Annotated in this window: 32 protein-coding genes and 1 riboswitch; of the genes, 24 read left to right on the top strand and 8 right to left on the bottom strand. The window is 36.5% G+C overall.

Annotation, left to right across the window (positions count from 1 at the left end):
- Positions 1 to 44: 44 nt before the first annotated feature.
- The 4 genes from FS486_RS09415 to FS486_RS20425 form a co-directional block, all read right to left on the bottom strand.
- Entirely contained in the window at positions 45 to 224 is a 180-nt protein-coding gene (locus FS486_RS09415; protein WP_093265849.1) for a DUF2759 domain-containing protein, read from the bottom strand.
- 333 nt (positions 225 to 557) lie between these two features.
- Entirely contained in the window at positions 558 to 1,085 is a 528-nt protein-coding gene (locus tag FS486_RS09410) for a hypothetical protein (RefSeq protein ID WP_144511082.1), read from the bottom strand.
- Positions 1,086 to 1,094: 9 nt separating this feature from the next.
- The gene (locus tag FS486_RS09405) at positions 1,095 to 1,520 is read right to left on the bottom strand and encodes a hypothetical protein (protein ID WP_144511081.1); all 426 of its coding nucleotides are present in this window, start codon (positions 1,518 to 1,520) and stop codon (positions 1,095 to 1,097) included.
- A 430-nt stretch (positions 1,521 to 1,950) separates the two neighbouring features.
- Complete coding sequence (locus FS486_RS20425) at positions 1,951 to 2,085, bottom strand: hypothetical protein (protein ID WP_260858068.1); 135 nt, start codon at positions 2,083 to 2,085, stop codon at positions 1,951 to 1,953.
- A 106-nt stretch (positions 2,086 to 2,191) separates the two neighbouring features.
- Between FS486_RS20425 and FS486_RS09400 the strand changes: the two genes are divergently transcribed.
- Positions 2,192 to 2,836: an MBL fold metallo-hydrolase gene (locus FS486_RS09400; RefSeq protein WP_144511080.1), complete on the top strand. Its 645-nt coding sequence runs from the start codon at positions 2,192 to 2,194 to the stop codon at positions 2,834 to 2,836.
- A 77-nt stretch (positions 2,837 to 2,913) separates the two neighbouring features.
- On the opposite strand, the gene FS486_RS09395 is transcribed toward FS486_RS09400, so the two are convergent.
- Complete coding sequence (locus FS486_RS09395) at positions 2,914 to 3,156, bottom strand: DUF2626 family protein (RefSeq protein WP_144511079.1); 243 nt, start codon at positions 3,154 to 3,156, stop codon at positions 2,914 to 2,916.
- 140 nt (positions 3,157 to 3,296) lie between these two features.
- Positions 3,297 to 3,977: a helix-turn-helix transcriptional regulator gene (locus tag FS486_RS09390; RefSeq protein WP_144511078.1), complete on the bottom strand. Its 681-nt coding sequence runs from the start codon at positions 3,975 to 3,977 to the stop codon at positions 3,297 to 3,299.
- Positions 3,978 to 4,162: 185 nt separating this feature from the next.
- Between FS486_RS09390 and comGA the strand changes: the two genes are divergently transcribed.
- From comGA to gcvPB, 11 genes are all read left to right on the top strand, one after another.
- Positions 4,163 to 5,179: a competence type IV pilus ATPase ComGA gene (gene comGA, locus FS486_RS09385; protein WP_144511077.1), complete on the top strand. Its 1,017-nt coding sequence runs from the start codon at positions 4,163 to 4,165 to the stop codon at positions 5,177 to 5,179.
- A complete protein-coding gene (comGB, locus tag FS486_RS09380) occupies positions 5,160 to 6,224 on the top strand; it encodes a competence type IV pilus assembly protein ComGB (protein ID WP_144511076.1) in 1,065 nt (354 codons plus the stop codon). The genes comGA and comGB overlap by 20 nt, the downstream gene beginning before the upstream one ends.
- 11 nt (positions 6,225 to 6,235) lie before the next feature.
- A complete protein-coding gene (comGC, locus tag FS486_RS09375) occupies positions 6,236 to 6,568 on the top strand; it encodes a competence type IV pilus major pilin ComGC (protein WP_144511075.1) in 333 nt (110 codons plus the stop codon).
- Entirely contained in the window at positions 6,555 to 6,995 is a 441-nt protein-coding gene (gene comGD / locus FS486_RS09370; protein WP_144511074.1) for a competence type IV pilus minor pilin ComGD, read from the top strand. Before comGC ends, comGD begins: the two co-directional genes overlap by 14 nt.
- Complete coding sequence (locus FS486_RS09365; protein WP_144511073.1) at positions 6,985 to 7,323, top strand: hypothetical protein; 339 nt, start codon at positions 6,985 to 6,987, stop codon at positions 7,321 to 7,323. Before comGD ends, FS486_RS09365 begins: the two co-directional genes overlap by 11 nt.
- Complete coding sequence (gene comGF / locus FS486_RS09360) at positions 7,272 to 7,727, top strand: competence type IV pilus minor pilin ComGF (RefSeq protein ID WP_144511072.1); 456 nt, start codon at positions 7,272 to 7,274, stop codon at positions 7,725 to 7,727. The genes FS486_RS09365 and comGF overlap by 52 nt, the downstream gene beginning before the upstream one ends.
- Entirely contained in the window at positions 7,705 to 7,974 is a 270-nt protein-coding gene (locus FS486_RS09355; RefSeq protein ID WP_144511071.1) for a hypothetical protein, read from the top strand. Before comGF ends, FS486_RS09355 begins: the two co-directional genes overlap by 23 nt.
- Before the next feature lie 57 nt (positions 7,975 to 8,031).
- Entirely contained in the window at positions 8,032 to 8,544 is a 513-nt protein-coding gene (locus tag FS486_RS09350) for a shikimate kinase (RefSeq protein ID WP_144511212.1), read from the top strand.
- Between the two features lie 113 nt (positions 8,545 to 8,657).
- Positions 8,658 to 8,753: riboswitch (glycine riboswitch) on the top strand.
- Positions 8,754 to 8,909: 156 nt separating this feature from the next.
- Positions 8,910 to 10,013, top strand: a complete 1,104-nt coding sequence (gcvT, locus tag FS486_RS09345; protein ID WP_144511070.1) for a glycine cleavage system aminomethyltransferase GcvT — start codon at positions 8,910 to 8,912, stop codon at positions 10,011 to 10,013.
- Between the two features lie 24 nt (positions 10,014 to 10,037).
- Positions 10,038 to 11,384 carry an aminomethyl-transferring glycine dehydrogenase subunit GcvPA gene (gcvPA, locus tag FS486_RS09340; protein ID WP_144511211.1) on the top strand — a complete coding sequence of 449 codons (1,347 nt, stop codon included), beginning with the start codon at positions 10,038 to 10,040 and terminating at the stop codon, positions 11,382 to 11,384.
- On the top strand, positions 11,377 to 12,837 hold the full coding sequence (gcvPB, locus tag FS486_RS09335; RefSeq protein WP_144511069.1) for an aminomethyl-transferring glycine dehydrogenase subunit GcvPB: 1,461 nt from the start codon (positions 11,377 to 11,379) through the stop codon (positions 12,835 to 12,837). Before gcvPA ends, gcvPB begins: the two co-directional genes overlap by 8 nt.
- 388 nt (positions 12,838 to 13,225) lie before the next feature.
- Here gcvPB and FS486_RS09330 read toward each other — a convergent pair whose 3' ends face one another.
- Both FS486_RS09330 and FS486_RS09325 read right to left on the bottom strand, forming a co-directional pair.
- Positions 13,226 to 14,494 (bottom strand): AAA family ATPase, encoded by a 1,269-nt coding sequence (locus tag FS486_RS09330; RefSeq protein WP_144511068.1) that lies wholly within the window; start codon positions 14,492 to 14,494, stop codon positions 13,226 to 13,228.
- A gap of 101 nt (positions 14,495 to 14,595) precedes the next feature.
- Positions 14,596 to 14,943, bottom strand: a complete 348-nt coding sequence (locus FS486_RS09325) for a rhodanese-like domain-containing protein (RefSeq protein WP_395940846.1) — start codon at positions 14,941 to 14,943, stop codon at positions 14,596 to 14,598.
- A gap of 139 nt (positions 14,944 to 15,082) precedes the next feature.
- On the opposite strand from FS486_RS09325, the gene FS486_RS09320 reads away from it, so the two are divergent.
- The 12 genes from FS486_RS09320 to accC all read left to right on the top strand — a co-directional run bounded on the left by FS486_RS09320 (position 15,083) and on the right by accC (position 26,768).
- A complete protein-coding gene (locus FS486_RS09320; RefSeq protein ID WP_144511066.1) occupies positions 15,083 to 15,919 on the top strand; it encodes a lipoate--protein ligase family protein in 837 nt (278 codons plus the stop codon).
- Between the two features lie 159 nt (positions 15,920 to 16,078).
- Positions 16,079 to 18,643, top strand: a complete 2,565-nt coding sequence (locus FS486_RS09315) for a vitamin B12-dependent ribonucleotide reductase (RefSeq protein WP_144511210.1) — start codon at positions 16,079 to 16,081, stop codon at positions 18,641 to 18,643.
- 120 nt (positions 18,644 to 18,763) lie between these two features.
- Entirely contained in the window at positions 18,764 to 19,186 is a 423-nt protein-coding gene (locus FS486_RS09310) for a hypothetical protein (protein ID WP_144511065.1), read from the top strand.
- Positions 19,187 to 19,259: 73 nt separating this feature from the next.
- Positions 19,260 to 20,321, top strand: a complete 1,062-nt coding sequence (locus FS486_RS09305) for a M24 family metallopeptidase (protein WP_144511064.1) — start codon at positions 19,260 to 19,262, stop codon at positions 20,319 to 20,321.
- An 18-nt stretch (positions 20,322 to 20,339) separates the two neighbouring features.
- Positions 20,340 to 20,897 carry an elongation factor P gene (efp, locus tag FS486_RS09300; RefSeq protein ID WP_144511063.1) on the top strand — a complete coding sequence of 186 codons (558 nt, stop codon included), beginning with the start codon at positions 20,340 to 20,342 and terminating at the stop codon, positions 20,895 to 20,897.
- Positions 20,898 to 22,049: 1,152 nt separating this feature from the next.
- Positions 22,050 to 22,256: a SpoIIIAC/SpoIIIAD family protein gene (locus FS486_RS09295; protein ID WP_144511062.1), complete on the top strand. Its 207-nt coding sequence runs from the start codon at positions 22,050 to 22,052 to the stop codon at positions 22,254 to 22,256.
- Positions 22,257 to 22,259: 3 nt separating this feature from the next.
- Positions 22,260 to 22,643: a hypothetical protein gene (locus tag FS486_RS09290; RefSeq protein ID WP_144511061.1), complete on the top strand. Its 384-nt coding sequence runs from the start codon at positions 22,260 to 22,262 to the stop codon at positions 22,641 to 22,643.
- 15 nt (positions 22,644 to 22,658) lie between these two features.
- Positions 22,659 to 23,573, top strand: coding sequence for a stage III sporulation protein AE (locus FS486_RS09285; RefSeq protein ID WP_144511060.1), 915 nt, complete (start codon positions 22,659 to 22,661; stop codon positions 23,571 to 23,573).
- A gap of 291 nt (positions 23,574 to 23,864) precedes the next feature.
- Entirely contained in the window at positions 23,865 to 24,209 is a 345-nt protein-coding gene (locus tag FS486_RS09280) for a hypothetical protein (protein WP_144511059.1), read from the top strand.
- 2 nt (positions 24,210 to 24,211) lie between these two features.
- Positions 24,212 to 24,745 (top strand): SpoIIIAH-like family protein, encoded by a 534-nt coding sequence (locus FS486_RS09275; RefSeq protein ID WP_144511058.1) that lies wholly within the window; start codon positions 24,212 to 24,214, stop codon positions 24,743 to 24,745.
- 136 nt (positions 24,746 to 24,881) lie between these two features.
- On the top strand, positions 24,882 to 25,379 hold the full coding sequence (gene accB, locus FS486_RS09270; protein WP_144511057.1) for an acetyl-CoA carboxylase biotin carboxyl carrier protein: 498 nt from the start codon (positions 24,882 to 24,884) through the stop codon (positions 25,377 to 25,379).
- 39 nt (positions 25,380 to 25,418) lie between these two features.
- Entirely contained in the window at positions 25,419 to 26,768 is a 1,350-nt protein-coding gene (gene accC, locus FS486_RS09265) for an acetyl-CoA carboxylase biotin carboxylase subunit (protein WP_144511056.1), read from the top strand.
- The last annotated feature ends 12 nt before the right edge of the window (positions 26,769 to 26,780 follow it).

Genomic DNA, 26,780 nt, shown 5'->3' with positions numbered 1-26,780 from the left:
AAAAGCTGCTGTACATATGTACAACAGCTTTTTTCTATTACATCTTAGTGTAAGCTTGGTGGATAGCCTTGGTTCAAGATAGTCATGACTGTAAAAAAGCCAAAAACAGCAAAAGTACCAAAGTTAAATAGAACTCCTAGCACATTCTTTTCTTTGAAAGCTTGGAAAGTGCCGATTACAGCTAAAACTGTAACTAGTCCGAAAATAACCATTAATAAGTTCATGAAAGACACTCCTTTCGACATCAGAAAATGAATGTCGCATTGCATATTCCTCTTCTATTGTAATTGTAATCGCCTATTTTGTCGAGTGAAAAAAGTGGCGAAACATTGAACAACTGAATGACTATAATTTAAAAATGAGATAGAGGTGATTTTTATGTTAAATGTACGTACATATCCATTCACGTTCTATATAACACAAGACCATTAGTATATAAGGTAGATTTATATTCTTACAATACTTTTTAAATCTGAAATAGAAAATTTATATAGAACGTAAAAAAAACGAATTCTAAAAAGGTAAGAATTCGCTTTAAAACAGTTCTGTTTATTTTACTATTTACCGTAGGATTTAGCTGCATTAATTAAAGTATTAATTCGATCACTATTTAACACATAATAACTAAATTTAAAATCATAACCCGACATAAATTTTAGATGTTCGGTACTAATATCAAAGATGATACCATTCTTACTTTCAGGAACAACAAGCATTATCTTACAACGACAGTTAAAAGAGCTCAAAACCGTTAGAATTTTGTCATTGGTAATAGAATATTTATTGAAGAATTCTTTAACCTTTTCCAATAGCAAATAAACAGCATGGTCATTGTTATCTCTCGCCTTTTTTATATCTAACTTATCTAAAAAAAATGTATGTGTCCAAAAAGAGTAATGTGCTTTACCATGCTGACTGAAGAAGTTATGATCGCCTCGATTAAAATAAAAAGTGCTTTCAACTTCTAAAAGCTGATTTATGTCATCATTTGTAAAGACTTTAACTTCGCTATCGGGCACAGGATCTAAGTATGACTTAGGGTCCGAGTAGAAACAAAAGTTTATGGTAAAATATGGAATTTCCATAAAACCCTCCTAATATACAACATAATAATGAGTAAAATCTACGATTTCCTTTGTTTGAATTCTCACTATTACAACTTGATTATCTGGAACTGTTCTATAAAGATCGAACTTTGAGTCACTTCCATAACCATATTCTCCCTTAATTGAATGAGCGGTGCTACCTGTTCTTGAAATATCATATGATGTCATTCTCTTAATACTAATACCACTACAGCCTTGTACAGTAATTTCTCCATCAGACTGAGATTCGTTTAATTGCAACTCTTTGTCCGATAGGTTTGTTTGTAGTTGATTGTTTAAGGAGATAGTCTCTCCCATTCTATACAATTCACAACCAGGTACTGATGCCGAGGCACTAACCATAAATAAAACAGAACTAGTAATTAATAAAACCGAGGCAATAAAACTTTTAAACAAAAATTGCTTGATTTTCATAGTAATTCCTCCTTTATTTTATTATGTTGATTATACCAAATATACTACAAAAAAGGAAAAAGAAATTTTAGATTACTCAATATATTTAGATTACCTAATGAAATTCCAGTCATAACGAAATATATTCTTGTTGCAATAATGATTTTTTCGTTAGAAAGGATGGAGAATTGAAGACTTATCGAGATCAATTAAATTTAGATGAACAGGAAATACAAGAAAGCGAAGAGTTAATCTGATTAGCAAAGGAACGTTTGAAGAAAAGAAGAAACCAGGAAGAGATAGAAAAAGAGCTGAAAACGGTCGCGTCCAGACTGGTGCAAATATCGTTTTGATCAGTTTGATTGGGATGGTCATTTATAAAATCATGACTGGATCATTTTAACGAAAAAATATTAAAGACCGCCGACAAATGGCGGTCTTTTGTTATAAGTTAATACCAAGTACCATTCGGACAATAATGATACCAGTCATGTTTATAACAAACCTTCATACACTTTTCTTTATGGTCCACAACGACTTTCTTGATGTTCTCCAGTAAGTGTTTTTCTTTTTCATGTTCATTCATTGTAGATTCTCTAGTTTTGTCCTTAGATTTAGCATATTTGTTTGCTCCTTTATGAGTTCTAGTAATATACTGTACAATGTAACCTTATATAGAAAAGAGTGATTAAATGGCTACTAGTAATATCAGAACATACCCATTAGGGTTTATTCAAACAAATTGCTATATTGTTTCCAATGCGGCAAAGCAGTGTTTAATCTTTGACCCAGGTGGTGAGGAAGAAAGGATAATAAATGAAATTCATCGTATGAATTTGAAACCACTTGCTATTTTATTGACACATGCTCATTTCGATCATATTGGAGCTGTAGATGGTGTCAGAGATGCATTTCATCTACCTGTATACATTCATACTGCAGAAAAGAAATGGTTGCTAGATCCTACTAAAAATGGTTCTGCAAAGTATGCGGAAATTCCAAATCTTGTTTGCAAGGAAGCAGATGTTATTATAACAAATGAAACAAATTTAGAAATCGGTGACTTTTCCATGAGGTTACTACATACACCTGGTCATTCCCCGGGAAGTATAACTTACTTTTTTGAAGCAGAGGGATTTGCAATAGTAGGAGATACACTATTTCAAAACAGTATTGGTCGGACTGATTTACCAAACGGTAACGAGGCAGAGTTGATGAAATCCATTCACACAAAGATTTTAACATGGCCGGAGTCCACAATCGTTTATCCGGGACATGGAGCAGCAACAACAATAGCAGATGAAATGGAATCTAATCCATTTTTGAACGGGTTTTAATAACACTAAGGGTAACTATACACAATAAAAAAGCAGCTCAATCAATGAGCTGCTTTTTTGCTGAATATAAAAGTTGATTAATGTCCAGCGCCTGGTACGTGAATAAACGTAGTGTAGTATGTAAATCCTGCGAAGAAGAACATTAAGTAAGCCCCGAAGATGTACATATACATGCGTTCAGAAAGGTTTAAGAACCCTAAAAGAAGGAATAATCCCGTATTTGCTAAAAATAGTAGAGAAGCTTCTGACATACCACCTAAATAAAACATAACTGCGAAAATCCCTGTCCAGAAAGCCATCACTTTATACATATTGCCCATTTGTAGTCCCTCCTTTTGCAACGACACAAATATTCTCTTATTCATTATAGATGATTGTGTGGATAACTGTAAACTGATTATTGCACTTCGCTAATGAATATACATATGATTGTCACAATTACGATTCATCTATAGTCCCATTATAGAACTTCTATTTGATATACGCAATTGCTACAGTGATTTTGCATACTTTCCACTTGAACAAATTCATTTATTGGAAATAATGCATCAAATTGTCCTTTTAAAAAAGATTCATGAAGTGTGCAAACAAGCGTAGGATATTTATTAAGATGGTCTTTATAAGGACAATTATAAATAGAAAATGTAATCACTTTTTTTCCTTCTTTTTCAGTAACATGAGGAATGTAGCCAATAGAGTCTGCTGCTTTTGTCAATAGTTCCATTTTTGTTTCAAAAGTTTGTATAGAAGAAAGAGGTGAGTGAACGATTGTTTGACCTTGACGGTAACTAATTTCTTTTGCTTTAGTTATCGCTATTTCTCCCATTGAATCGACCGTTTCTAATAACCACTGTAATATTAAATGGTTCTCTTGTTTTGGAAAGCTTAAATAGATTGGATCTTCAGCAAGAAAATAAACTCTTGCAGGACGTCCACCTTTTCCATTTTTCACCAACTCCGAAGAGATGAATTTAGATTCATTTAGTTTTGTTAAATGAAGTCTTGCAACATTTGGGTGTATACCAAATTGCTCGGCTATTTCTTGAACATTTACTTGTTTTTTCTCTTTTACTACATACTGATAAATGGAGTACCTAGTTTCATCAGCTAACGTATTTGTAAGCTTTAAAGTATCGGCCATATAATTCCCTCATTTCTCATACTCTCTTTTATTATAAATAAGAATAGGAAAATGACAAATAGATTATCTGGTTAAATAATTTGAAAATTAAATGAAATTACTTTATTTATTTTGTGATTGGAAGTATACTAATTTTGTACAAGTTGTTTGCGGTCACGACTTGTACCTGGGGAAAGGAACGATGCATGCAACAAATAGAAAATACGGTCGAACAAAAATGTTTTCAATTACTTAAGAAAGCGCAACGATTTGGTGCTTCGGATTTGCATATGATTCCAAATGAACAAAGCTACTATTATTATTTTAAGAAAAACGCTCAAATGTTTGAAGCAGGGAAGCTTCCCCTAAATTTGGGTGAACGTATTATATCATTCTTCAAATTTTTATCCTCTCTTGATATCAGCGAAAAACGTAAGCCACAAAGTGGTTCATTTCAACAAACATTCAACTCTCAAAAGTATTCATTTCGTGTTTCAACATTACCCTCTGTTTACGGAAAAGAAAGTCTCGTAATTCGTTTGCAGCAACATGATAATGCGAAAATAATCCATGCTCTGTCTTTATTTCGTGATGCCTCTGAAAAAATAGTGGAACTAGCGAACAATCGACAAGGTTTGATTCTTTTTGTAGGCCCTACTGGATCTGGAAAATCAACGACCATGTACTCGCTCACTAAATATTGTTCCGAAAATTTGAATAGATATGTAATTTCATTGGAGGACCCGGTAGAAAATAGTCAATCGCATTTACTGCAGATTCAAGTAAATGAGCGATCTGGCGTAACATATTCTGCTGGATTAAAAGCAATTTTAAGACATTCTCCAGATGTAATTATGATTGGTGAAATCAGGGACGAAGCCACGGCTAAGGCTGCGATCCAGGCATCTCTTACAGGGCATTTAGTGGTCTCGACAATTCATGCAAAGGACGGAGTAGGAGCTCTATATCGTTTAATGGATTTAGGTGTTTCCGCGGAGGAATTAAAACAAACGATTATTGGGATCGTAACACAAAAACTTGTAACAGTAACAAATGAGAAACAGCAAGATCTGTCCGCTATATTTGAAATTATTTCTGATGAATTTTTAACAGAAGCTTTAAACTCCCTTTATACTGGCAGGGAGTTTCATATCCCATATGGACTTACCCTTTCTTATCAAATAGAGAGGGGAGTCAGAGAAGGTGTTATTTCAAAAAATTAAAGTGTATTTTGCTAGAAAAAATGAAACAATCCCTTCAAGTATGCAGTCGTCCTTTTTGAGTAGATTAAGTGATTTACTGAAAGAGGGCTATACATTTCATGAAGCTGTTTCTATGTTAATTCCTTTTCATGTAAAAGAAGCGGAACTAGTTATCCAACGTATAAAAGAAATTCAAAAAAATGGATTGAATGTAACTGATGTGTTTAGGGTGCTGGGATTTCCAAATCGTCTCTTGCTTCCAATCAATTTAGCGATGATTCATGGACAATTACAAGAAACTGTAGCAGTTCTTGGGGTAAACGCGGACTTGTATGAGCGGGCAAAAAAACGGTTAAATAATTTATTGATGTATCCATTATTTCTATTTATCGTTATTTTCCTATTGTTTACGATTTTTCGTATATACTTTCTGCCTAATATGGAATCTTTGCTTGGAACAAGGGCATCGCTTGAATCGGAAAGCTCGATAGCATGGACTACTGTGTTATTACATTTACCAAATACTTTTTTAGTAGTAGCACTTGTAGTGGCAGTTCTTCTTTTTGTCTTTCTTTTTATATTAAATAAAACGCCGGTGGAAACACAGCTTAACTTTTATCGGAAAATTCCCTTCATCAATAGTTGGCACCGTCTCTTGCTAACCAGGGTTTTTTCAAGAGAAATGGGAGGGCTGATTGAAAGTGGAATGTCTCTACAACAATCCTTTGATGCATTAATAACCCAAGAGGAACATAAATCACTTCAATTTATGGCGGAACAGATGAAAGACAAGATTGTGCACGGTGAATCTTTCTCTAAAGCTGTTTTACTTCTAGATTATTTTAATGGAGATTTTCATCATTTTGTCATCCACGGTGAAAACAGCGGGTATCTTGGAAGAGAATTGACATTATATAGTGAATTTTTATCGGATAGCATCGAAACAAAGCTTTCGCGCTATTTAAGTGTTATCCAACCAATCTTGTTCTTACTATTAGCAGTTTTTATAATCGGGGCTTACTTAGCTATTTTGTTGCCAATCTATGAAATGATAAATATTGTGTAAAGGAGCTTTTTATGAGGAAATTATGGTTGAATCAGAAAGGTTTTACCTTGGTAGAAATGATGATTGTACTTCTGATCATTTCGGTTTTAATACTTATCTCTATTCCGAATGTGACGAAGCATTCCGCTAATATTGATAAAAAAGGATGCGAAGCTTTTGTCAAAATGGTAGAGGGTCAAGTGGAAGCTTATAAAATTGAATTTAAAAAAATTCCCACGATAAGTGAACTGAGCGATGCAGACTTTCTAAAAGGGGCGGATACTTGTCCAAATGGGGATGAAATAGAAATAGGTGCAGATGGTAGTGTTGGGATAAAAGGAAAAGTAAAGAATGGTGAGGGTTAGGCGGTGCGAAGAGGGTTTCACGCTTATTGAAACAATTCTTGTTTTGTCTATTGTAATGGTAATTACATCATCCATTATTTTTGTTTTCTCAGGCAAAATGGAGGAAAAAGAAGAAAGACGGTTTTTCAGACAGTTCCATCTAGATATGCAAAAAATGCAGGCTATTGCGATTGGAGAAACCAAATATACATCTATTAAATTTGCGGAAAATGGAACGAAATATAGAGGACAATCCGAAACCGCTATTTTATTTGAACATGAACTTCCCGATCGTATTCGATTGTCCTCGGATAGCAAATTGAAAGAAATCATCTTTCATCCAAATGGCATGGTAAGACAGTTTGGGACACTTGTGTTTGAGACAAAAACAGGACTTAAAAATGTTACTATTCATATCGGTAATGGCAGGTTAAATTATGAGGAATAGCGATGGATTTTCATGGCCAGAGACTATATTGGCACTTAGTATTACGTTTATCATAGCATCCACTTTATTGCCATTATTAAACAATATGAATGTTAAGTTAGAAGAGAAGAAACGAAAATATTATTCTTCTCTCGTCATGCATGAAGCGGCAAAAATGTATATATCGGAAAACACGCAAAGTGGTTCCAGACAGATTGAAATGATTACTTATACATTTCAAGTTGATAACGAAAAAATCTGTGTCCATTACGAAGGAATGCGAGAGGAGAGAGAGAATTGCGTAACTATTTCATACGAAGAGTTACTAATGAGAAAGGATATACCTTAGTTGAAGGGATTATACAACTCTCCATATTGATGATTTTTGCGCAAGTGTTTGCGGTTACAATAGGATGGACAGGTAAAATGGAAGAAACAATCACGGACCCAACGGACTTAGAATGGCTGTTTTTTATCCAAAACGTAGAGCAGTACTTAAACAATATAGACTCACTTACTATTCAAAAAGATCAGCCTGGAATACGCTTCCGAAAAGATGGAGAAGAGTATGATATCGAATTGTATCAAGATTTAATAAGAAAGCAAAAGGAGCGATTAGGCCACGAACAGATGTTATTGCATGTAAAATCGTTGTCGATGTCTGTAGAAGGACAAACTTTACGTTTTTTTGTCACTTTTGCAAATGGAATGGAAAAGGAGCATGATTTTTATGTTACATTTCGTTCAGAATGAAAAAGGGGTGTTATTACCAGCCGCAATGCTACTCCTATTAATTGTATGTTTTTCGCTATTTGCAACAACCGCAGCCTATCAATCAAAATATCGAACGTATGATTCGTTGGAATTGAGCAATATTAGTGCTACTATGAAAAAAATGAATAGTTTTAATCTTGTTCAGCAAAAGTCTTTTACTTCTATAAGGGATGAGGTAGGTGTAGGAGAATCTCTTCCTATTGTAGAGCATCCGAATGACTACTGAATAAGGTTATAATTTCCGGCGAGAAAATAATATTGATATGTAGCGAGTTGGTGAATGATGTACAAAGTATATTTGGTTGGTTTTATGGGAAGCGGTAAAAGTGCTGTCGGAAGAAGGCTAAGTTATCTTTTGAAGATGCCCTATTACGATATGGATAAAGAAATAGTAAATCAGCAGAAAAGAACGATTCCTGAAATATTTGAACAAGAAGGAGAAGCTTACTTTCGGAAGTTAGAAACTGATTTTCTTCAAAACTTTCGTGACGAATCTTGTATCATCTCTACCGGCGGCGGGGTGGCGATGAATGAGGAAAACATTCGAATAATGCGTAAAACAGGATTAGTATTATATTTAGACGCCACGTTTAATGATATTTGGATGCGTATAAAAAATGATAAGAATCGCCCGATTGTACAAAAAAGCACAAAAGAAGAGTTAGAGCAGCTGTATAACAAAAGAAGAAAAACTTATAAGAAAGCTACTCATATTACAATTCTTACAGAAAATCGACCATTGCGACAAGTGACAGAATATGCTGGTTATCAGGTAAATCGATTAAAAGGCGAATGAAATAGATTTTATAATTATAAATGTTCGTCTTTCGAGTTAATTTAGAAAAGGTATTGCGTCCCTAACACTTCAATGTTAGGATATAGACAAAGCAAGAGATTAATACAGAGCGGATGAGCATACGGGGAGAGAACGCAGAAAGTAGCGTCGCCGAAGGAGCAAGTAATGGATATTATGAATCTCTCAGGCAAAAGAACTCGTATAGGACGCAACTCTGGAGAGTGCTTTCGTTTACCATCACGCAAAGCCACCAAAGAGGAAAGCCATATTTGGTAAACTTTCAGGTGCCAGGACAGAGAACCTACTTAGTAAAAGGGGGTTCTCTGTCCTTTTTTGTGTGTTAAATAGTTAAGGAGGAGATTTTTTTGTCAGAGCAGTTGAAGCGAACGCCTCTATTCGATGATTATGCAGCTTATGGAGGAAAAACAATTGATTTTGGTGGCTGGGAATTACCTGTACAATTTTCTAGTATTAAAGAAGAACACTTAGCAGTAAGAACGAAAGCAGGATTATTTGATGTTTCTCATATGGGAGAATTTGTCGTTACAGGTTCAGGGAGTGAAGCGTTTTTACAAAAAACGATGACAAATGATGTTTCCAAACTAGTAAATGGGCAAGCGCAATATACTGCAATGTGCTATGAGGATGGTGGCATTGTAGATGATTTATTAGTTTATAAAGTACAAGATAATCATTATTTATTAGTAGTAAATGCGGGAAATATTGAAAAAGATTTTGAGTGGTTAAAGAAATTCGTAACTTCGGATGTTGAATTGTCAAATAAATCAGATGAATATGGGTTACTTGCACTACAAGGTCCTCTTGCGCAGGAAATATTACAAAAGCTAACTTCCAAAAATCTTGGGGAAATCGGTTTTTTCCGTTTCGCGGATAATGTCGAAGTTGCGGGTAAAAACGTTCTTATTTCTCGCACTGGTTATACTGGAGAAGATGGATTTGAAATTTATGCAGCTAGCAATGATGTCAAAGACTTATGGAGTAGTATTTTAGAGGGGGGTAAGGAAGATGGACTTCTGCCATGTGGTTTAGGTGCTCGAGATACACTACGCTTCGAGGCATGCCTACCTTTATACGGTCAAGAACTATCAAAAGATATTTCACCGCTGGAAGCTGGTTTAGGTTTTGTTGTGAAGCTTAAAAAAGAACAAGATTTCAATGGTAAATCTGTTTTGGCTGATCAAAAAGAAAATGGTACTCGAAGAAAGAGTATTGGTATTGAAATGATCGATAAAGGAATACCACGTACTGGATATCCAGTATTTGTAGGGGATAAACAAATTGGATTTGTCACTACAGGTACACAATCACCAACACTTAAAAAGAATATTGGGCTTGCTCTTATTGATACAGAGTATGCTGAAGTTGGTAAAGAGTTAGAAGTTGAAATCAGAAACAAGCGTTTAAAAGCAATTACTGTCGCTACGCCATTCTATAAAAGAGAAAAATAAGAGGAAGAAAGAGGTTGTCCATTGATGAAGCATCGTTATTTACCAATGACTGAACAAGATCAAAAAGAAATGCTAGACGTAATTGGCATTTCTTCTATTGATGAATTGTTTGCAGACATTCCCGAGAAAGTACGTTTTAAAGGTGAGTATAATATTAAAGCTGCGAAAGCTGAATCTGCTTTATTAAAAGAATTAGCAATCCTTGCTGACAAAAACGCGGATAGCAAAAAGTATGCTTCTTTTCTAGGTGCTGGTGTGTATGATCATTTCAAGCCAATTATTGTAGATCATGTTATTTCTCGATCTGAATTTTATACAGCTTATACTCCTTATCAGCCAGAAATTTCACAAGGGGAATTGCAAGCTATTTTTGAATTCCAAACGATGATCTGTGAGCTAACTGGTATGGATATAGCAAACTCTTCTATGTATGACGGTGGTACAGCACTTGCTGAAGCTGGTAACTTAGCTGCAGGTCACACTCGTCGTAAAAAATTGGTCGTTTCCGAAGCGGTTCATCCCGAATATGTGGATGTTGTGAAAATGTATGCAAAAGGTCAAAACGTTCAAGTAGTAACAGTACCGACAAAAGACGGAGTAACAGATTTAGACAAACTAGAAGAATTAGTGGATGAAGAAACAGCGGCAGTTTTAGTTCAGTACCCAAATTTCTTCGGTCAAATTGAAGATCTAGCAAAAGTGGAACAACTAACACATGCTCAGAAAGCATTATTCGTTGTTTCTACAAATCCACTGGCACTAGGTTTGTTGACTCCTCCTGGTAAATTCGGAGCGGATATTACAGTTGGGGATGCGCAAGTTTTCGGAATCTCTGAAGCATTCGGTGGACCACACTGTGGATTCTTTGCAGTAAATTCTAAATTGATGCGTAAAGTTCCGGGGCGTTTGGTCGGGGAAACAACAGATGAAGATGGACGCCGTGGATTCGTTTTAACTTTACAAGCTCGTGAGCAACATATTCGCCGTGATAAAGCTACATCGAATATCTGTTCAAACCAAGCGCTTAATGCACTTGCTGCTTCAGTTGCAATGACTGCACTTGGCAAACAAGGCGTAAAAGAAATGGCAATCCAAAATATCACGAAAACACATTATGCAAAACAAGCATTTGAACAGGCTGGCTTTGAGGTGCCTTTCCAAGGAGCACATTTCAATGAAATCGTTGTAAAAGTAAATGGTTCTGTTGAAGCGACAAATAAGGTACTTCTGGAAAAAGGAATTATCGGAGGATTTGACCTAGGTCGAGTAAACTCTGATCTTAAAAATCATGTATTGATCGCTGTTACTGAGCAACGTACTAAAGAAGAAATAGATGCACTCGTGCAAGAAATGGGGGCTCTTCATGCATAAAGATAATCAACCACTAATTTTTGAAATTACGAAAGAAGGCCGCGTAGGTTATAGCCTACCTGAATTAGATGTGCCAGAGATAGATGTAGCCTCATTATTACCACAAGGAATGCAACGCGTTGATGAAGCAGAGTTGCCAGAAGTAAGTGAGCTAGATATTATGCGTCACTACACTGCACTATCAAACCGTAACCATGGAGTGGATACAGGATTCTATCCACTTGGATCTTGTACAATGAAATACAATCCGAAAATTAATGAATCGGTTGCTCGTTTCCCAGGTTTCGCTAACATTCATCCGTTACAAGATGAATCTTCTGTTCAAGGTGCGATGGAGTTAATGTATGATCTGCAAGAACATCTAATTGAAATCACTGGTATGGACGAAGTAACGCTTCAACCTGCTGCTGGAGCGCACGGTGAGTGGACTGCTCTAATGATGATTCGTGCATTCCATGAGGCAAATGGAGATACACAACGTACAAAAGTGATCGTTCCTGACTCTGCTCATGGAACAAACCCTGCTTCTGCGACTGTAGCTGGATTTGAAACTATTACTGTAAAATCAGATGAAAATGGTTTAGTAGATTTAGAAGATTTACGTCGTGTAGCTGGACCAGATACGGCAGCTCTTATGTTAACTAATCCGAACACATTAGGTTTATTTGAAGAAAGTATTTTAGATTTGGCTGAAATCATCCACGGTGTAGGTGGTAAGTTATACTATGATGGAGCTAACTTAAATGCAGTTATGTCAAAAGCACGTCCAGGGGACATGGGCTTTGACTGTGTTCACTTAAACTTGCATAAAACTTTTACAGGTCCTCACGGTGGGGGCGGTCCAGGTTCAGGTCCAGTAGGAGTGAAAGCTGATCTTATCCCATACTTACCAAGTCCAGTACTTGTGAAAGAAGACGACAAATATACATTCGACTACAATCGTCCACAAACGATTGGTCGCGTGAAACCTTTCTACGGAAACTTTGGTATTAATGTCCGTGCATACACATATATCCGTTCAATGGGCCCAGATGGTCTAAAAGCGGTTACGGAGTATGCTGTATTAAACGCGAACTATATGATGAGACGTTTGGAAGAGCATTTCGATCTTCCATATAATCGTCATTGTAAGCATGAATTCGTATTAAGTGGTCGTCGTCAAAAGAAACTCGGCGTTCGTACTCTTGATATGGCAAAACGTTTGCTTGATTTCGGATATCATCCACCAACAATCTACTTCCCATTAAATGTAGAAGAAGGTATGATGATCGAGCCAACAGAAACAGAGTCAAAAGAAACATTAGACGCATTCTGTGATGCATTAATCCAGATTGCTAAAGAAGCACAAGAAAACCCAGAAATCGTTCAAAATGCACCACACACGACAGTTATCAATCGTTTAGATGAAACGAAAGCTGCCCGTCAACCGGTGTTACGCTATACAAAAGCATAATAAAAAAGTGCGGTCCTCAAATGGATCGCACTTTTTTTATGAGCTAAAGACTTATTATTTTATATTTCGCTGCCCGAGTGCTGGCGCGAGGAACTTTCACTGCCCATCAACTCCAATTTTTCAAACATACAATCGGTTATCTGTATTTATTAGCCATTAAAAGTTAGGAAATGGCTAAAGGCGACCAATTGTGTCGTGAAAGCAATCATGTTGAATGGCAGCGCAACCAAATTGCACTCCAAAGCAACCAAGTTGGCAACGGACGCAACCAATTCTCATAGTAAAGAGCCATCTCTAGATGAGATAGCCCTTATTAAGCATTAAAATTCAATGAAGGGAAATATTACGCATGCCTTTGTAACGACAATTATATTGAACAATAGCCGAGTTAAAATCCAATCGAGGATTCGTCTTTTTCCCAGTCGTTTTTTAACGATCGCTTATTTTGCTTGATCAATTCTTCAATTCGTTTTTCATAAGCGAGCTCTCCGTCATAATGCCAGTTTAAGGCAACGGACATATAAAGCTCGTTCAGTTGCGACATGGATAGTCCTTTCGAACGCTTGGCCATGTCTGCGAATTGTTCGTCTGTGAAAATATGCTTGATATCAAGTTTGCGTAAATAATCTTCCCGTACCTTTGTGGGAGGAGAAGGAATTTCGTAAGCTCGATCAAATCGACCAGCACGGTTAATAAGCGCAGGATCGATTTTTTGCGGGTAATTCGTTGTCCCAATGATAAATAGTCCTTCTCTAGATTGGGTACCGTCAAGCGTGTTTAAAAAGACGGAACGAGTGTATTCAGGCATAGAGTCGATATCTTCAATAACTAAAATCGCTGGAGCTAACCGAGTTACAATTCCAAAAACTTCTTGAACAGAATGACTGCCTGTGAATTCTGTAATTTGCCAATAGACGACTGGGGCTTTTGTGGAACCTGTAATAGACTTTACTAAAGTCGTTTTCCCATTACCAGGAGATCCATATAATAATATTCCTCGTTTGTATGGAAGACCATAGTCTTTGAAAAAGTGACCATCTTCTTTAAAAAATTCATCGATTGATCTAAAAATATCCTGTTTAATATTTTCAGCTAATAATACATCTTCCCGATTTACTGCAGCTTGCTCTCCATACTTTCTTCGCTGTACGCCATGTTCTGTATCGACCAAATAGGTGACAGATTGCATGAGTAATTGGCGCATCTTTTCATTGATTTCTTGTAAAAACGCGAGAGCGGTATCTGCAGATGTTGAAAAGAAATGGTATTCTGGCCATGTGTTTCCGCCTGAAAAGTTAAACGCAAGTGTCAATGCCACTTCGTATTCAGGGAAAAAGATTAATTTGTTTTCGAACGTTTCTACGATTTCTAGTTTATTTTCCAAAGACACTTGTGATTTGCTGGTGATTTTGTCTTGCGCTTTTGTTTCGAAAATAGTAGCTAACACTTCATATTTAACGAGATTATTGTCCATCATTTCTAATAGATTTCCATCTAATTGAATAATGGAGTCACCAATATCAATGGATTGCCAATCTGCATACTTTCTTTCTTTTAACACATGAGTAATTCGTTTGGATACGATAGCAAAATCCTCGTAATTAGGATGTGTTTGTCTGAAATCTTCATTGTGAGAAAATAAAACATGTTTTTGCATCAAATACCTCCGAATATTAAGATGATAGAAAAAAGGTTCTCCTGAAAATAGAAGAACCTTTATGTATGTCTAGATAACCTAATCCCTGCTGATCTACATGGTTATTTTGATTTAATCTTACCTGTCCAAGTCTTGAAGCCGCCTTGTAACTGGTTTAACTCAGAATATCCTTTTTTCTTTAAAAACATTGCTGCTCGAGCGCTTCTCGCACTGCTTTGACAATATAGATAAACAGGCTTATCTGGACGGATTTCTTTATAGCGTTGTCGAAGTTGTGACGATGGGATATTTCTTGCTCCTAGAATATGCCCAGCATCAAATTCTTTTGGTTCTCTCACATCAATCAATTGTGCCTTGCGATAGCCTGTAACAAATTGTTCTTGCGTAAGATTTGTAACTGCTTTTTTTAGTCGGAGTGCTTGAACAACAGCATACGCTAATAATACGATGATTACTGCGATTAAAATGTATAAAGTAGTAGTCACGGTCTTTCCCCTTTCTATGTTTCCTTCTTCATTATAAAAGAATTACTAGATACAATTCAATCTATTTGATAAAATGAGTAACGTTGTAGGGGGGAGAATTCGATTGGAAAAGACAAAATGGTATTTCGTAAATTCTGGACCTTGTAGTCCATCTTATAATATGGCGCTTGATGAAGCGTTGTTAGATTGGCATAGTGAGGGACTGATTCCTCCCATTGTACGGTTCTATGAATGGAATCCTGCTACATTGTCGATCGGCTATTTTCAGTCGGTAGAAAAAGAAATAGATATGGATGCTGTTAAACGTCTGGGCCTTGGCTTTGTCCGTAGACCTACTGGGGGTAGAGGCGTGCTTCATGAACATGAGCTTACATACAGTGTTATTGTTACAGAAAGTTACCCGAATATGCCAGCCACAGTAACAGAAGCATACCGGGTTATAAGTGAAGGGTTGTTAATAGGATTTCAAAATCTTGGATTAGACGCTTATTTCTCTGTTCCTGACACAGAAGAAAAAAGAGAAGACTTAAAAAAGCCGAAGTCTGCTGTTTGTTTTGATACTCCAAGTTGGTATGAGCTCGTTGTAGAAGGCAGAAAAGTAGCTGGAAGCGCACAAACGAGACAAAAAGGTGTCATATTACAACACGGGGCTATTTTACTAGACTTAGATGAAGATAAATTAATTCAAACTTTTAAGTTTCCTTCGGTTGAAGTAAGGGAAAAGGTGAAAGGGAGTTTGTCGAAAAAAGCGGTTTCTATTAACAAAATCAGTCAAAAACCGGTAACGATCGACGAATGCAAGATTGCGTTTAAAAAAGGATTTGAAGAAGCTTTGCAAATAGAATTGGTTGAATATAATTTGACGGAAGAGCAAAAAAGATATGTAAAAGAGCTAGAAGCAAATCGATATGCGAGCGAAGAATGGAATTTTAGAAAATAATTTATTTTTTTTTAGTCATTTAGTCTATTGACTACTGATACGATTGCGTTTGAATAAAATTCATTCATTTGCAAAATAACACAACATATAGTATCGTTTATAAATAATGATACACTATATATGGTGTGTTTTATTTTTGAATAAAAGGGAGGCAATATGATGGTATTAGCATCTCAGAATAAAAATGCAACCATTAACATTGAACAGTTAAACAAAGATATTGAACAATTTCCACAAGTACACCCAATTACAAACAACATGACATTGACACATAAAGGTGTATCCCGACTAGTTATGATTGACCGTTACTCTTTTAAAGACACAGAGAAAAAAACGCTAAAAACAGGAGATTTTGTCGTATTAACGGTAAAAGATGATCCGAAGTTTCCAGCACGTGGATTGGGACATATCGTTTCGATTAATCACGAAGCTAAAACAGCAGATGTATTGATCGAGGAAGATTACCGCAGTGCAATAGACGATAATGATCAGGTAGACGCAGGCATCGTAAGCCGACCGCTGAGCGTAATTGAAAAACCATTAGAAATCTATTATGAGCAAATTGCAAAACGAAACGCTACGGGCCTTGCTTCTGTGGAAAAAACAGAAGAAAAAAGAGCGGAATGGTTTGAAAAATTCTATCAGCAATTAGTATCGTTAAAATTCATTCCTGCTGGACGAGTTTTATATGGAGCAGGTACGGGGACGGACGTAACATACTTTAACTGTTACGTAATGCCATTTGTCGCAGATTCCCGAGAAGGAATAAGCGATCATCGTAAGCAAGTGATGGAAATCATGAGCCGCGGTGGTGGTGTTGGCACAAATGGTTCAACTTTACGTCCACGTAACACACTCGCACGCGGAGTAAATGGAAAATCTTCTGGTTCTGTATCTTGGCTAGATGATATAGCTAAATTGACTCATCTTGTCGAACAAGGTGGATCAAGACGTGGAGCACAAATGATAATGCTAGCCGACTGGCATCCTGATATAGCAGAATTTATCATTTCAAAAATGCAAAATCCTCGTATTCTTCGTTTCTTAATCGAGAATACAAATGATGAAATGATTAAACAATTAGCGAAGGACAAGCTTAAATTTAAGCCGCTAACATTACAAGAAGAAGCAATGTACCAAGGGATTGTGAACTATAAAGCTATTCCTGGTCTAGGTGGTTTCAGTGAAGAAATTATCCGAGATGCAGAAACAAAGCTTCGTGACGGTGGAACTTACACGGTTCATAACTCAGAGTTTTTAACTGGTGCAAATATTTCCGTCACACTTACAGATGATTTCATGAGAGCAGTGGAGGAAAATGGAGACTTTGAACTTCGTTTCCCAGCTACAGAATCTTATACAGAAGAAGAAATGAATTTCTACAACGAGAATTGGCACAAAATTGGTGATGTTCGTGAGTGGGAACAGATGGGGTATAAAGTACGAGCTTATCGCACTGTAAAAGCAAAAGAGCTATGGAATCTGATTAATATTTGTGCAACTTACTCAGCAGAGCCAGGAGTTTTCTTCATCGATAATGCAAATGAAAAAACAAATGCGAAGGCTTATGGACAAAAAGTGGTTGCAACAAATCCATGTGGTGAGCAGCCATTAGCCCCATATTCCGTATGTAATCTAGCTGCAGTTAACTTAGCAGAATTTGCAAACAAAGAAACAAAAACAGTAAATTATGAAGCATTAAAAGAGACTGTTCGCGTCGGTGTACGTATGCAAGATAATGTAATTGACGCAACACCATACTTCTTAGAAGAAAATAAAGTACAAGCCCTTGGAGAAAGACGTGTGGGACTAGGAGTAATGGGATTAGCGGACCTTCTCATTTATTGTGAAAAAGAATACGGTTCAGTTGAAGGAAATAAACTAGTGGATGAGATTTTCAAAACAATTGCAATCGCTGCTTATGAAACATCAGCGGAACTTGCAAAAGAACGTGGAAGTTTCCCATTCTTAACAGGTGATACAGAAGAAGAAACGAACCGTTTACGTAAGGCATTTACAGAAACAGGATTTATGCAATCGATGCCTGAAGATATTAGAAATACTATTTTAGAAAACGGTATTCGAAATTCGCATCTATTAACAGTTGCTCCTACAGGTTCTACTGGAACAATGGTTGGTGTATCTACTGGTCTGGAACCTTATTATTCGTTTACGTATTACAGAAGCGGACGACTAGGGAAATTTATCGAAGTCAAAGCAGATATTGTTCAAGAATATTTAACTAGAAACGAAGCTGCAGAAGAAGACAATCTTCCAAACTGGTTTGTGACTGCTATGGAATTGCCGCCGGAAGCACATGCAGATGTACAATGTATTATCCAGCGCTGGATTGATAGTTCCATTTCTAAAACGGTAAACGCTCCCCGTGGTTATACCGTAGAGCAAGTGGAAGCTGTTTACGAACGATTATACAATGGTGGTGCTAAGGGCGGTACCGTATATGTTGATGGAAGTCGTGATTCTCAAGTCTTAACGCTAAAAGCAGAAGAAAATATTTTGGATGATTCATCACATGAAGTAAAAGTAGTAGAAAAACGTCCGATCGTTTTGATTGATACCATTCAAGATCTACGTTCTACGAATGTAACTATTGGATCTGAAGTCGGAAACACTTGTCCTGTTTGCAGAAAAGGAACAGTAGAAGAAATGGGTGGCTGTAACACATGTACAAACTGTAATGCGCAGTTAAAATGTGGTCTATAATTAAGTAAATAGAAGCACAACCTGAGGTATTGGAAGCCATCAGGTTGTGTTTTTATTTTTTATACTGTTTAATATGCGTTTACTTAGCCCAAACTATGGGAAAACGACAAGGAGATTCGTATGAAAAGTATCGCGATAAGCACTAGTTTTGCCGCAACACTATTCTTAATAATCATGTTGAAAGTGTTAGATTTCTTTCATTTTATCAAGTGGAATCCCATTGGATTTTCCAATACATTCCACATTTTTAACAAAAGCAATGTTTTTGTTAAATGGGGAATATTATTCATCATTGTATGGGCTATTTGCACTGTTTTATATTATATCAGTATGTTATTTATGAAAATTCCAGTCTCTATAACAAGCATTGCTGTGGGATTATTGATTGCTTTTGCTCTTGAATGGATCATTCTAGATGCAGATACAATGGAAAAAACGATTAAGAAAATGTCTATCCCGTTTATATGTATTATTATCATTTCTACTCGTTTTTTAATGGAATCTTCTATTTTTAATGCGCAGGATAAGCCATTAAGTAAATGAAAATTTACCAGCATCATTTCGTATGATAAAATAATAGATAGTAATTATTTTGAAAATGAAATGAGGGGCAAGGATGAAACTTGAGAAATTACGTGTTGCTTTAGAAGAGCAAGGGGTTGACGCTTTATTAATTACAAATGGGTATAATAGACATTATATGACTGGCTTTACCGGAACAGCAGGTGTTGCTATTGTCTCCAAAAACGATGCAGTATTCATCACCGATTTCCGTTATACAGAACAGGCTGCAAGTCAAATTAAAGATTTCCGTATTGTTAAGCACGAAAAAACATTAATCGAGGAAGTGGCAGCTCAAGTCAGTCAAATGGGCATCCAATCACTTGGATTCGAAAAAGATGACCTGACTTACAGTAGCTTTGAGTTATATAAACAAGCGGTAAAAGCAGAATTAGTACCATTATCAGGACTAGTTGAAAAAATTCGCTTGATAAAGACGGACGAAGAGATTAGTATAATAAAGGCAGCTTGTCGTATTGCGGACGAAGCTTATGAACATATTGTTACATACATAAAACCAGGAATGACAGAGCTTGAAGTGTCCAACGAGTTGGAATTTTTCATGCGTAAACGCGGTGCAACTTCCTCTTCTTTTGATACAATCGTTGCTTCGGGGATTCGTTCAGCACTTCCACACGGAGTTGCTTCGGATAAAGTGATTGAAGATGGTGACTTTGTGACATTGGATTTTGGAGCTGTATACAATGGCTACATTTCTGATACAACTCGCACAGTCGCAGTTGGACAGCCAAGTGAACAATTAAAAGAAATTTACCAAGTGGTATTGGATTCTCAATTACTTGCATTAGAAAAAGTGAAACCGGGTATGACTGGTAAAGAAGCAGATGCAATTGCACGTGATTATATTGCTTCTAAAGGATATGGAGAAGCATTTGGACATTCATTAGGCCATGGAATTGGTTTGGAAGTACATGAAGGCCCTGGGTTATCCTATCGTTCGGATATTGTGTTGGAGCCAGGTATGGTGATCACTATCGAGCCGGGCATTTACTTGCCAAACATTGGCGGTGTTCGAATCGAAGATGATGCCCTTGTAACAGAAAATGGTTTAGAAAAGCTGACGCATTCAACAAAAGAACTATTGATACTATCTTAACTTTTTGGAGGGAAATAAATGATTTCAGTAAATGATTTTAAAACAGGCTTAACGATTGTAGTAGATGGGGTACTTTACCGCGTACTAGATTTCCAACATGTAAAACCAGGAAAAGGTGCTGCGTTTGTACGTTCAAAACTAAGAAATCTACGTAACGGCTCTGTAAATGAAAAAACATTTCGTGCTGGAGAAAAAGTAGAAAAAGCACAAATTGACAATAAAAAAATGCAATACTTGTATGCAAGTGGTGACCAACACGTATTCATGGATACTGATTCTTATGAGCAATTAGAGTTAAATGAAAACCAAATTGAATACGAATTAAAATATTTACGTGAAAATATGGAAATTCATATCATTCAATACCAAGGAGAAACACTTGGAGTAGAATTACCTAAATCAGTTGAATTAGAAGTGACAGAAACAGAACCTGGTATTAAAGGGGACACTTCTGGTGGCGGATCTAAAACAGCTACACTTGAAACTGGCTTAGTTGTAACTGTTCCACTATTTATCAACGTTGGAGATAAATTGATCATCAATACGGATGAAGGTTCATACGTTTCAAGAGCATAAGATAAAAGCATAAATGCTTCCTAGCGAGCCTTTCCTCGATTTTGTCGAGGAAAGGCTCGCTAGTTTTTTTTGCTTTCCTCCGCTTTTTTAGAAGACCCATTTCACCTAATATGCAACGCCCTACTATAGGGATAATGTGTCGTAAGGGAATTTCCGCTAGGATTTCCGCTGTAGGACGGACGCTTTCCGTGGGGTGAGTGATGAGCCTTCACCGCCCGCTTTGGCGTTCGTTGTGAAGTCTCATCTTACTCACTTGATCCCACTGGAGTCGCCGCCCTTCAGCTCCAATCCGTCCAAATAGACGTTTTTATCTGTATTTATTAGCCATTAAAAGTGAGGAAATGGCTTAGCGAGACCAATTGGCACTTGAAAGCAACCAACTTAATAGGTAACGCAACCAGTTTGAGCTTGAAAGCAACCAAATTGACAACGAGCGCAACCAATTCTTCAAGTAAAGGCTTGCGGAGATTCATAACCATGCACTTTACTTGAAGTCTACGCTTAATTTACATGGATTAAATCGTACATTAAATTTGCGCAACATATCAGACGTTACTCGCAACTTTATAGACCGAATGCGCAACATTTCCCTACTTACTCGCAACATTTTGAACGGATGGAACTTTTATGCTCGGAAATCTTAATCGGTTTTCTCCCAATATACTTGCTATGTTATGAATTAGTTGCTTTCATGAGTAACTTTCGATAACCGATTGGTTACCTTAGTCCATTTATTGGATTTACCTCTACAAAAAAAGGGATAATTTTTTTAGCAAGTCGATACTGGGAGATAAGCAATTTTCTTTGATTTTCTATGCTGGCGGCGACTCCTGCCGAGGCCAACAAGATGTTGGTCACGAAGGCGTTGCCACACGATGTGACGATCTTAGCCTTTGTTCCGCTGTGGGTAAATGAGCCACCCCAACGACGCCTAGTCGGCTTATTAAGACGCATTATCCCTAATAAACAAACACAAACGTAAAATAGTAAGCCCTCTTCATTTTTACTTACTTAATAGGATAGGATGGATAATCAACACATCTTATAAATTTTCTTTATAAGATGGATGGAGGTAGTCTCATATTTTGCTAAACTCTTTTCATATTATTCGATGTTCATTCATATGTTATTCGTATGGAAGGGGGAGGCATTGTGGAACTTCACGATGTACTTCGAGTTGCGGGTATAGGCTTATTAATAGCTATTCTTCACTTGTTTTTTGAATCAACTGGTAAAAAAGAATTCGCTTTTTTCTTATTTTTTGTTGGATATATATACATGACAATCGAATTATTACGTTTACTGAAAGTATTTTTTTATGAAATATCAACATTTTTAGAATGGCTTCTTATGAGTTAAGCGATGATTGTATATGTCACGATTATTCTTGCGTTTTGCTTGCTGCAGCTAGTAAAAGAAACGTATCCACGTATACATTCGATTATCTACACGATTTATATCTTTCTATTTTTATCGTATATAGTAACATCCATCGTTATACCTGTCGTAACGCAATATTTCTCCATCGTTCCGGTTGCCCTACTACCCGTATTTAAATTACTCCTTTTTTCCGTGTTATTACTATTTATCTCACAAATTGTAGAAGAACTTCTTTTGGACTATGAATATACAAGCCTCGCTACCATATTTACATTTACTACAAAAGCAATCATACTTCTTGCTTGGCTCCAGCATATGAAACAATTTTATGAGAAATTTTTTTCTGTACTAGGATTACTTTCTTGAAGGAATGAACAATGAATGATCGAAGAAATACTACCAACTTTATTGCAGCCAGTAAAAGAAGTTATCCAAACATTTACGTATATTTTAGTGTTTGGATTAGTGTTTGTTTGTTTAGAATGGCTTATTCCGAACAGTAAACGATTGTTTAAATTCTTATTTATTATGATTATTTGTTTTTATTGTTTAGAACCGGCCATTCGAACATTAAATATGATTCAAGCACTTGCGGGTCAACTTGTTACACTCTTTTTGGGGATGTATCCATTGCTAACAGCCGGGATTGCCATCTCTGGTGGAGCATTATTAATCACTTTGTGGAATCCCATTGTTATGCTATTTGCTTCGTTTACGACGATTATAGCTGAAAAAGTGTTAATACCTTCGATTATGGCAGCATTCATTTTTGATGTGATTAGTCGAATACATCCAGCTACATCGTTTTCAAAAATGTCGGATCTAATTCGCCTGACGTTAGTTGGGACTACCTCTATTATTTTAGTTTTATATAGTTTTTTTATGACCGTTAACGGTGTGTTTACCTGGTCGGTAAGTGGTGCTGTTAGTGAATCAGCAAAACGTCTGATTGCCAACAATATACCGTTTGTTGGTTCACTTTTAACGGAGAGTATCAGTACGATGAAAAGTTATTCCTCATCAGCTTCGGTCGTTACAGGTAACGCAGTTCTTTTCTCTGTATTAGCGCTAGTGTCTATACCAACGATTCAAACAATACTAATTGCTTTTTTGTACAGATTATTAGGGGCAATTTTAGATCCCTTCATCGATGGTGATATTAGTGGTTTACTAGATGATATTGGAAAGACATTATTCGTTTTATCCATAATTTCTGTATTAATCGCGTTTGCTTTCTTTTTTACTATTATTTTAACGATGCTTTTTGCAAAGCTACTCATCAGTGTGAAAGGATAAAACTAATCGTCTCAACTCTTTTATTTGGTTTGTTGCTCATTGCAGTCGTTGGAGAAATTCTATCAATATTGTTGGAAAATTCGGGGAGTGGACGCATAGATTTTCTCGTAAAAATTGCGATTATCTTTTGGATCCTGTCCTTTCTCTTCATATAAATAGTTTGTCTTGCATAAAGTAATGTATCCATCATGAAAAGAAGGGTGAAACATTATTTCATTTAAACAAAAACCCACTTTTCGTTTTGTTGTAATTAGTATTGCTGTTCTTCTCATCAGTCTACTTTTTTCAGAAATGCTTAATTGGAATGATGGAAATGAGGTAAAAGACGCTAAACCAGCTTCTCAAACAACAGAAGATTTAAGTTACATATTGGAGAAAATTAGTGGAGTTGGGCGTGTCGAAGTTTATTTTCATTATGAAGAGAGCGCTGAAAAAGCAACGGAAAGTGATGTATCCTTTTTCCAGTGGACAAGTGACAGTAAGAAGGACAAGGAGAAACTGATTGGTATATTAGTAGTAGCGGAAGGAGCGAGCGATAAACGTATACAAAATAATTTGATCAAGACCCTTTCATCTGTTTTGCAAATATCTCCACATCGAATAGTGATACAAGAAATGGAAATGGAGGATAAATAATTATGAATATAAAAAAGAGATCAGTTTGGTTTTTAACTTTAATCAGTTTAGTAGCGGTAGTTACGGTTTTTTACTTATCAGACCGTCCATCCCCTTTTGATGGAATTGCGCTTTTCTCCAATGACACATTAGAAGAAGTAAAGTTAGTAGAAACATCATCAACCAATGAGAAATCATTTGCTACCCACAGCAATGCTTTTGAGGAAATGCGTATGGAAGCACAAGAAAAACGCAGCCAACTTCGAGAAACACTCACAACAAAAGTAGGATCTAATGACTTTACCGCTGAAGAAAAAGGGGAAGCTTTTAACGAAATTGAAAAATTAATAAAAATAGATTCTACTGAAGCAATGCTAGAGCTAATTATTGAATCCCTAGGATACGATGACGCACTTGTACGTATTGAAGACAGTGACGTGTTAATCGATGTTGTATCAAATGAGCAATCTACCAAAAAAGCATCCGACATTATTTATGCTGTAAAAAGTGAGTGGCCACAAGCTTACAATGTACAAGTAAAATTCGATGGATTATAATAAAAAAAGTGCCTATAAGGCGCTTTTTTTTTATTCTTTCAGAAGATTTCAGGCCTACCTATTTCAAATTATCGTAAAAACGTCTAAAATGGGAAGAGTAAGTATTAATTATGTATATAAAAGGGAGATAGATCACATGAAAATCCAAGAAATCAGAGAAATTATTAAATTGATTGATCAGTCTACACTAGACGAATTTTTATATGAATCAGAAGGTACGAAAATTGAATTAAAAAAGAAAGAGAAAGCCACAATTTCAACAGTTGCTCAAACGATCGAAAGTTCTTCTGTAGTAGAACAACCGAAAATTGTAGAAGTAAAAACCCAGCCTGTAAGAGAAGTTCAAGAAGAAGTAGCGGTGGTAGAAGCCGCACCTGTTAAGGAAGATAGCTCACTACATAAAATTACTTCTCCGATGGTTGGTACTTTCTATCAATCATCTTCTCCAGAAGCCGCATCTTATGTGGAAGTTGGAAGTAAAGTGTCTTCAGATTCAATCGTTTGTATCGTCGAAGCGATGAAATTGTTCAATGAAATTGAAGCGGAAGTAAGCGGTGAAATTGTAGAAATCCTTGTTAAAGACGGACAATTAGTGGAATATGGTCAACCTCTGTTCCTCGTAAAAGGAAACTAAGAAAACGATTAAGGATATGCGAGGAAAGGGGCAAGACAAATGAAAAAGGTATTAATTGCCAACCGTGGGGAGATTGCAGTTCGTATAATTCGCGCTTGTAAAGAATTAGATATTGAAACGGTAGCAGTGTATTCAGAAGCTGATCGTGAGGCACTGCACGTACAAATTGCAGATGAAGCTTATTGTATCGGGCCAAGATTATCAAAAGATTCTTACTTAAACTTTTCTAACATAATAAGCGTAGCCAAACTAACTGGATGTGAAGGAATTCATCCGGGGTATGGTTTTTTGGCTGAGAATGCTGAGTTTGCCGAGCTTTGTGAAGAATGTGATATTAAATTTATAGGGCCAACTTCTCAAGCGATTAAAAGTATGGGTATCAAAGACGTTGCAAAAGAAACGATGCAAAAAGCAGGGGTCCCAACAGTTCCAGGGTCAAAAGGAATCGTGGAAACAGAAGAAGATGCATTAAAAGTAGCAAAAGAAATCGGATTCCCTGTCATTATTAAAGCGACAGCTGGCGGTGGAGGTAAAGGAATTCGTGTTGCAAAAGACGAAGAAGACTTAATTAAAGGTATTAAAATTACACAAAAAGAAGCAGCGGCGGCATTCGGCAATCCAGGTGTGTACTTAGAGAAATATATCGAAGTATTCCGCCATGTGGAAATACAGGTATTAGCTGATGGGCATGGAAACGCAGTTCACCTTGGCGAGCGGGATTGCTCGATTCAACGTCGTATGCAAAAACTTGTAGAAGAAGCTCCATCACCAGCGTTATCGGATGAGCTTCGTGCTGAAATGGGAGCGGCGGCTGTAAAGGCAGCCCTTGCGGTTGGCTATGAAAGTGCAGGCACAGTAGAATTCATCTTCGATCATATTAACCAAAAGTTTTACTTCATGGAAATGAATACACGTATTCAAGTAGAACATCCAGTAACAGAAATGATTACGGGTATTGACTTAATAAAGCAAATGTTGCTAGTTGCTGCAGGTGATAAATTGCCATTCAAACAAAAAGATATTAAACTTAATGGATGGGCAATTGAATGTCGTATAAATGCTGAAAATCCTTCAAAAAATTTCATGCCTTCTCCAGGTCTAGTTGAATTTTACTTACCACCAGGTGGTCTCGGAGTGCGTGTCGATTCAGCTGTTTATCCTGGTTATAGCATTCCACCATTTTATGACTCCATGGTTGCAAAACTTATAACGTATGGTGAGACTAGAGAAGAAGCAATTGCTAAGATGAAACGTGCACTTGGAGAATTTGCAATTCAAGGGGTAGAAACAACTATTGCTTTCCATGAAAAGCTTATGAACCATGAAGTGTTTAAATCTGGAGATTTTGATACGAAGTTTCTAGAGAAATACGATGTAATGAATTCATAAAAGGAGTGTTTT

This window comes from Bacillus sp. FJAT-22090, assembly GCF_007676755.1.
In the GTDB taxonomy this organism is placed as follows: domain Bacteria; phylum Bacillota; class Bacilli; order Bacillales_A; family Planococcaceae; genus Psychrobacillus.
This window is presented reverse-complemented; position numbering and strand designations above follow the sequence as displayed.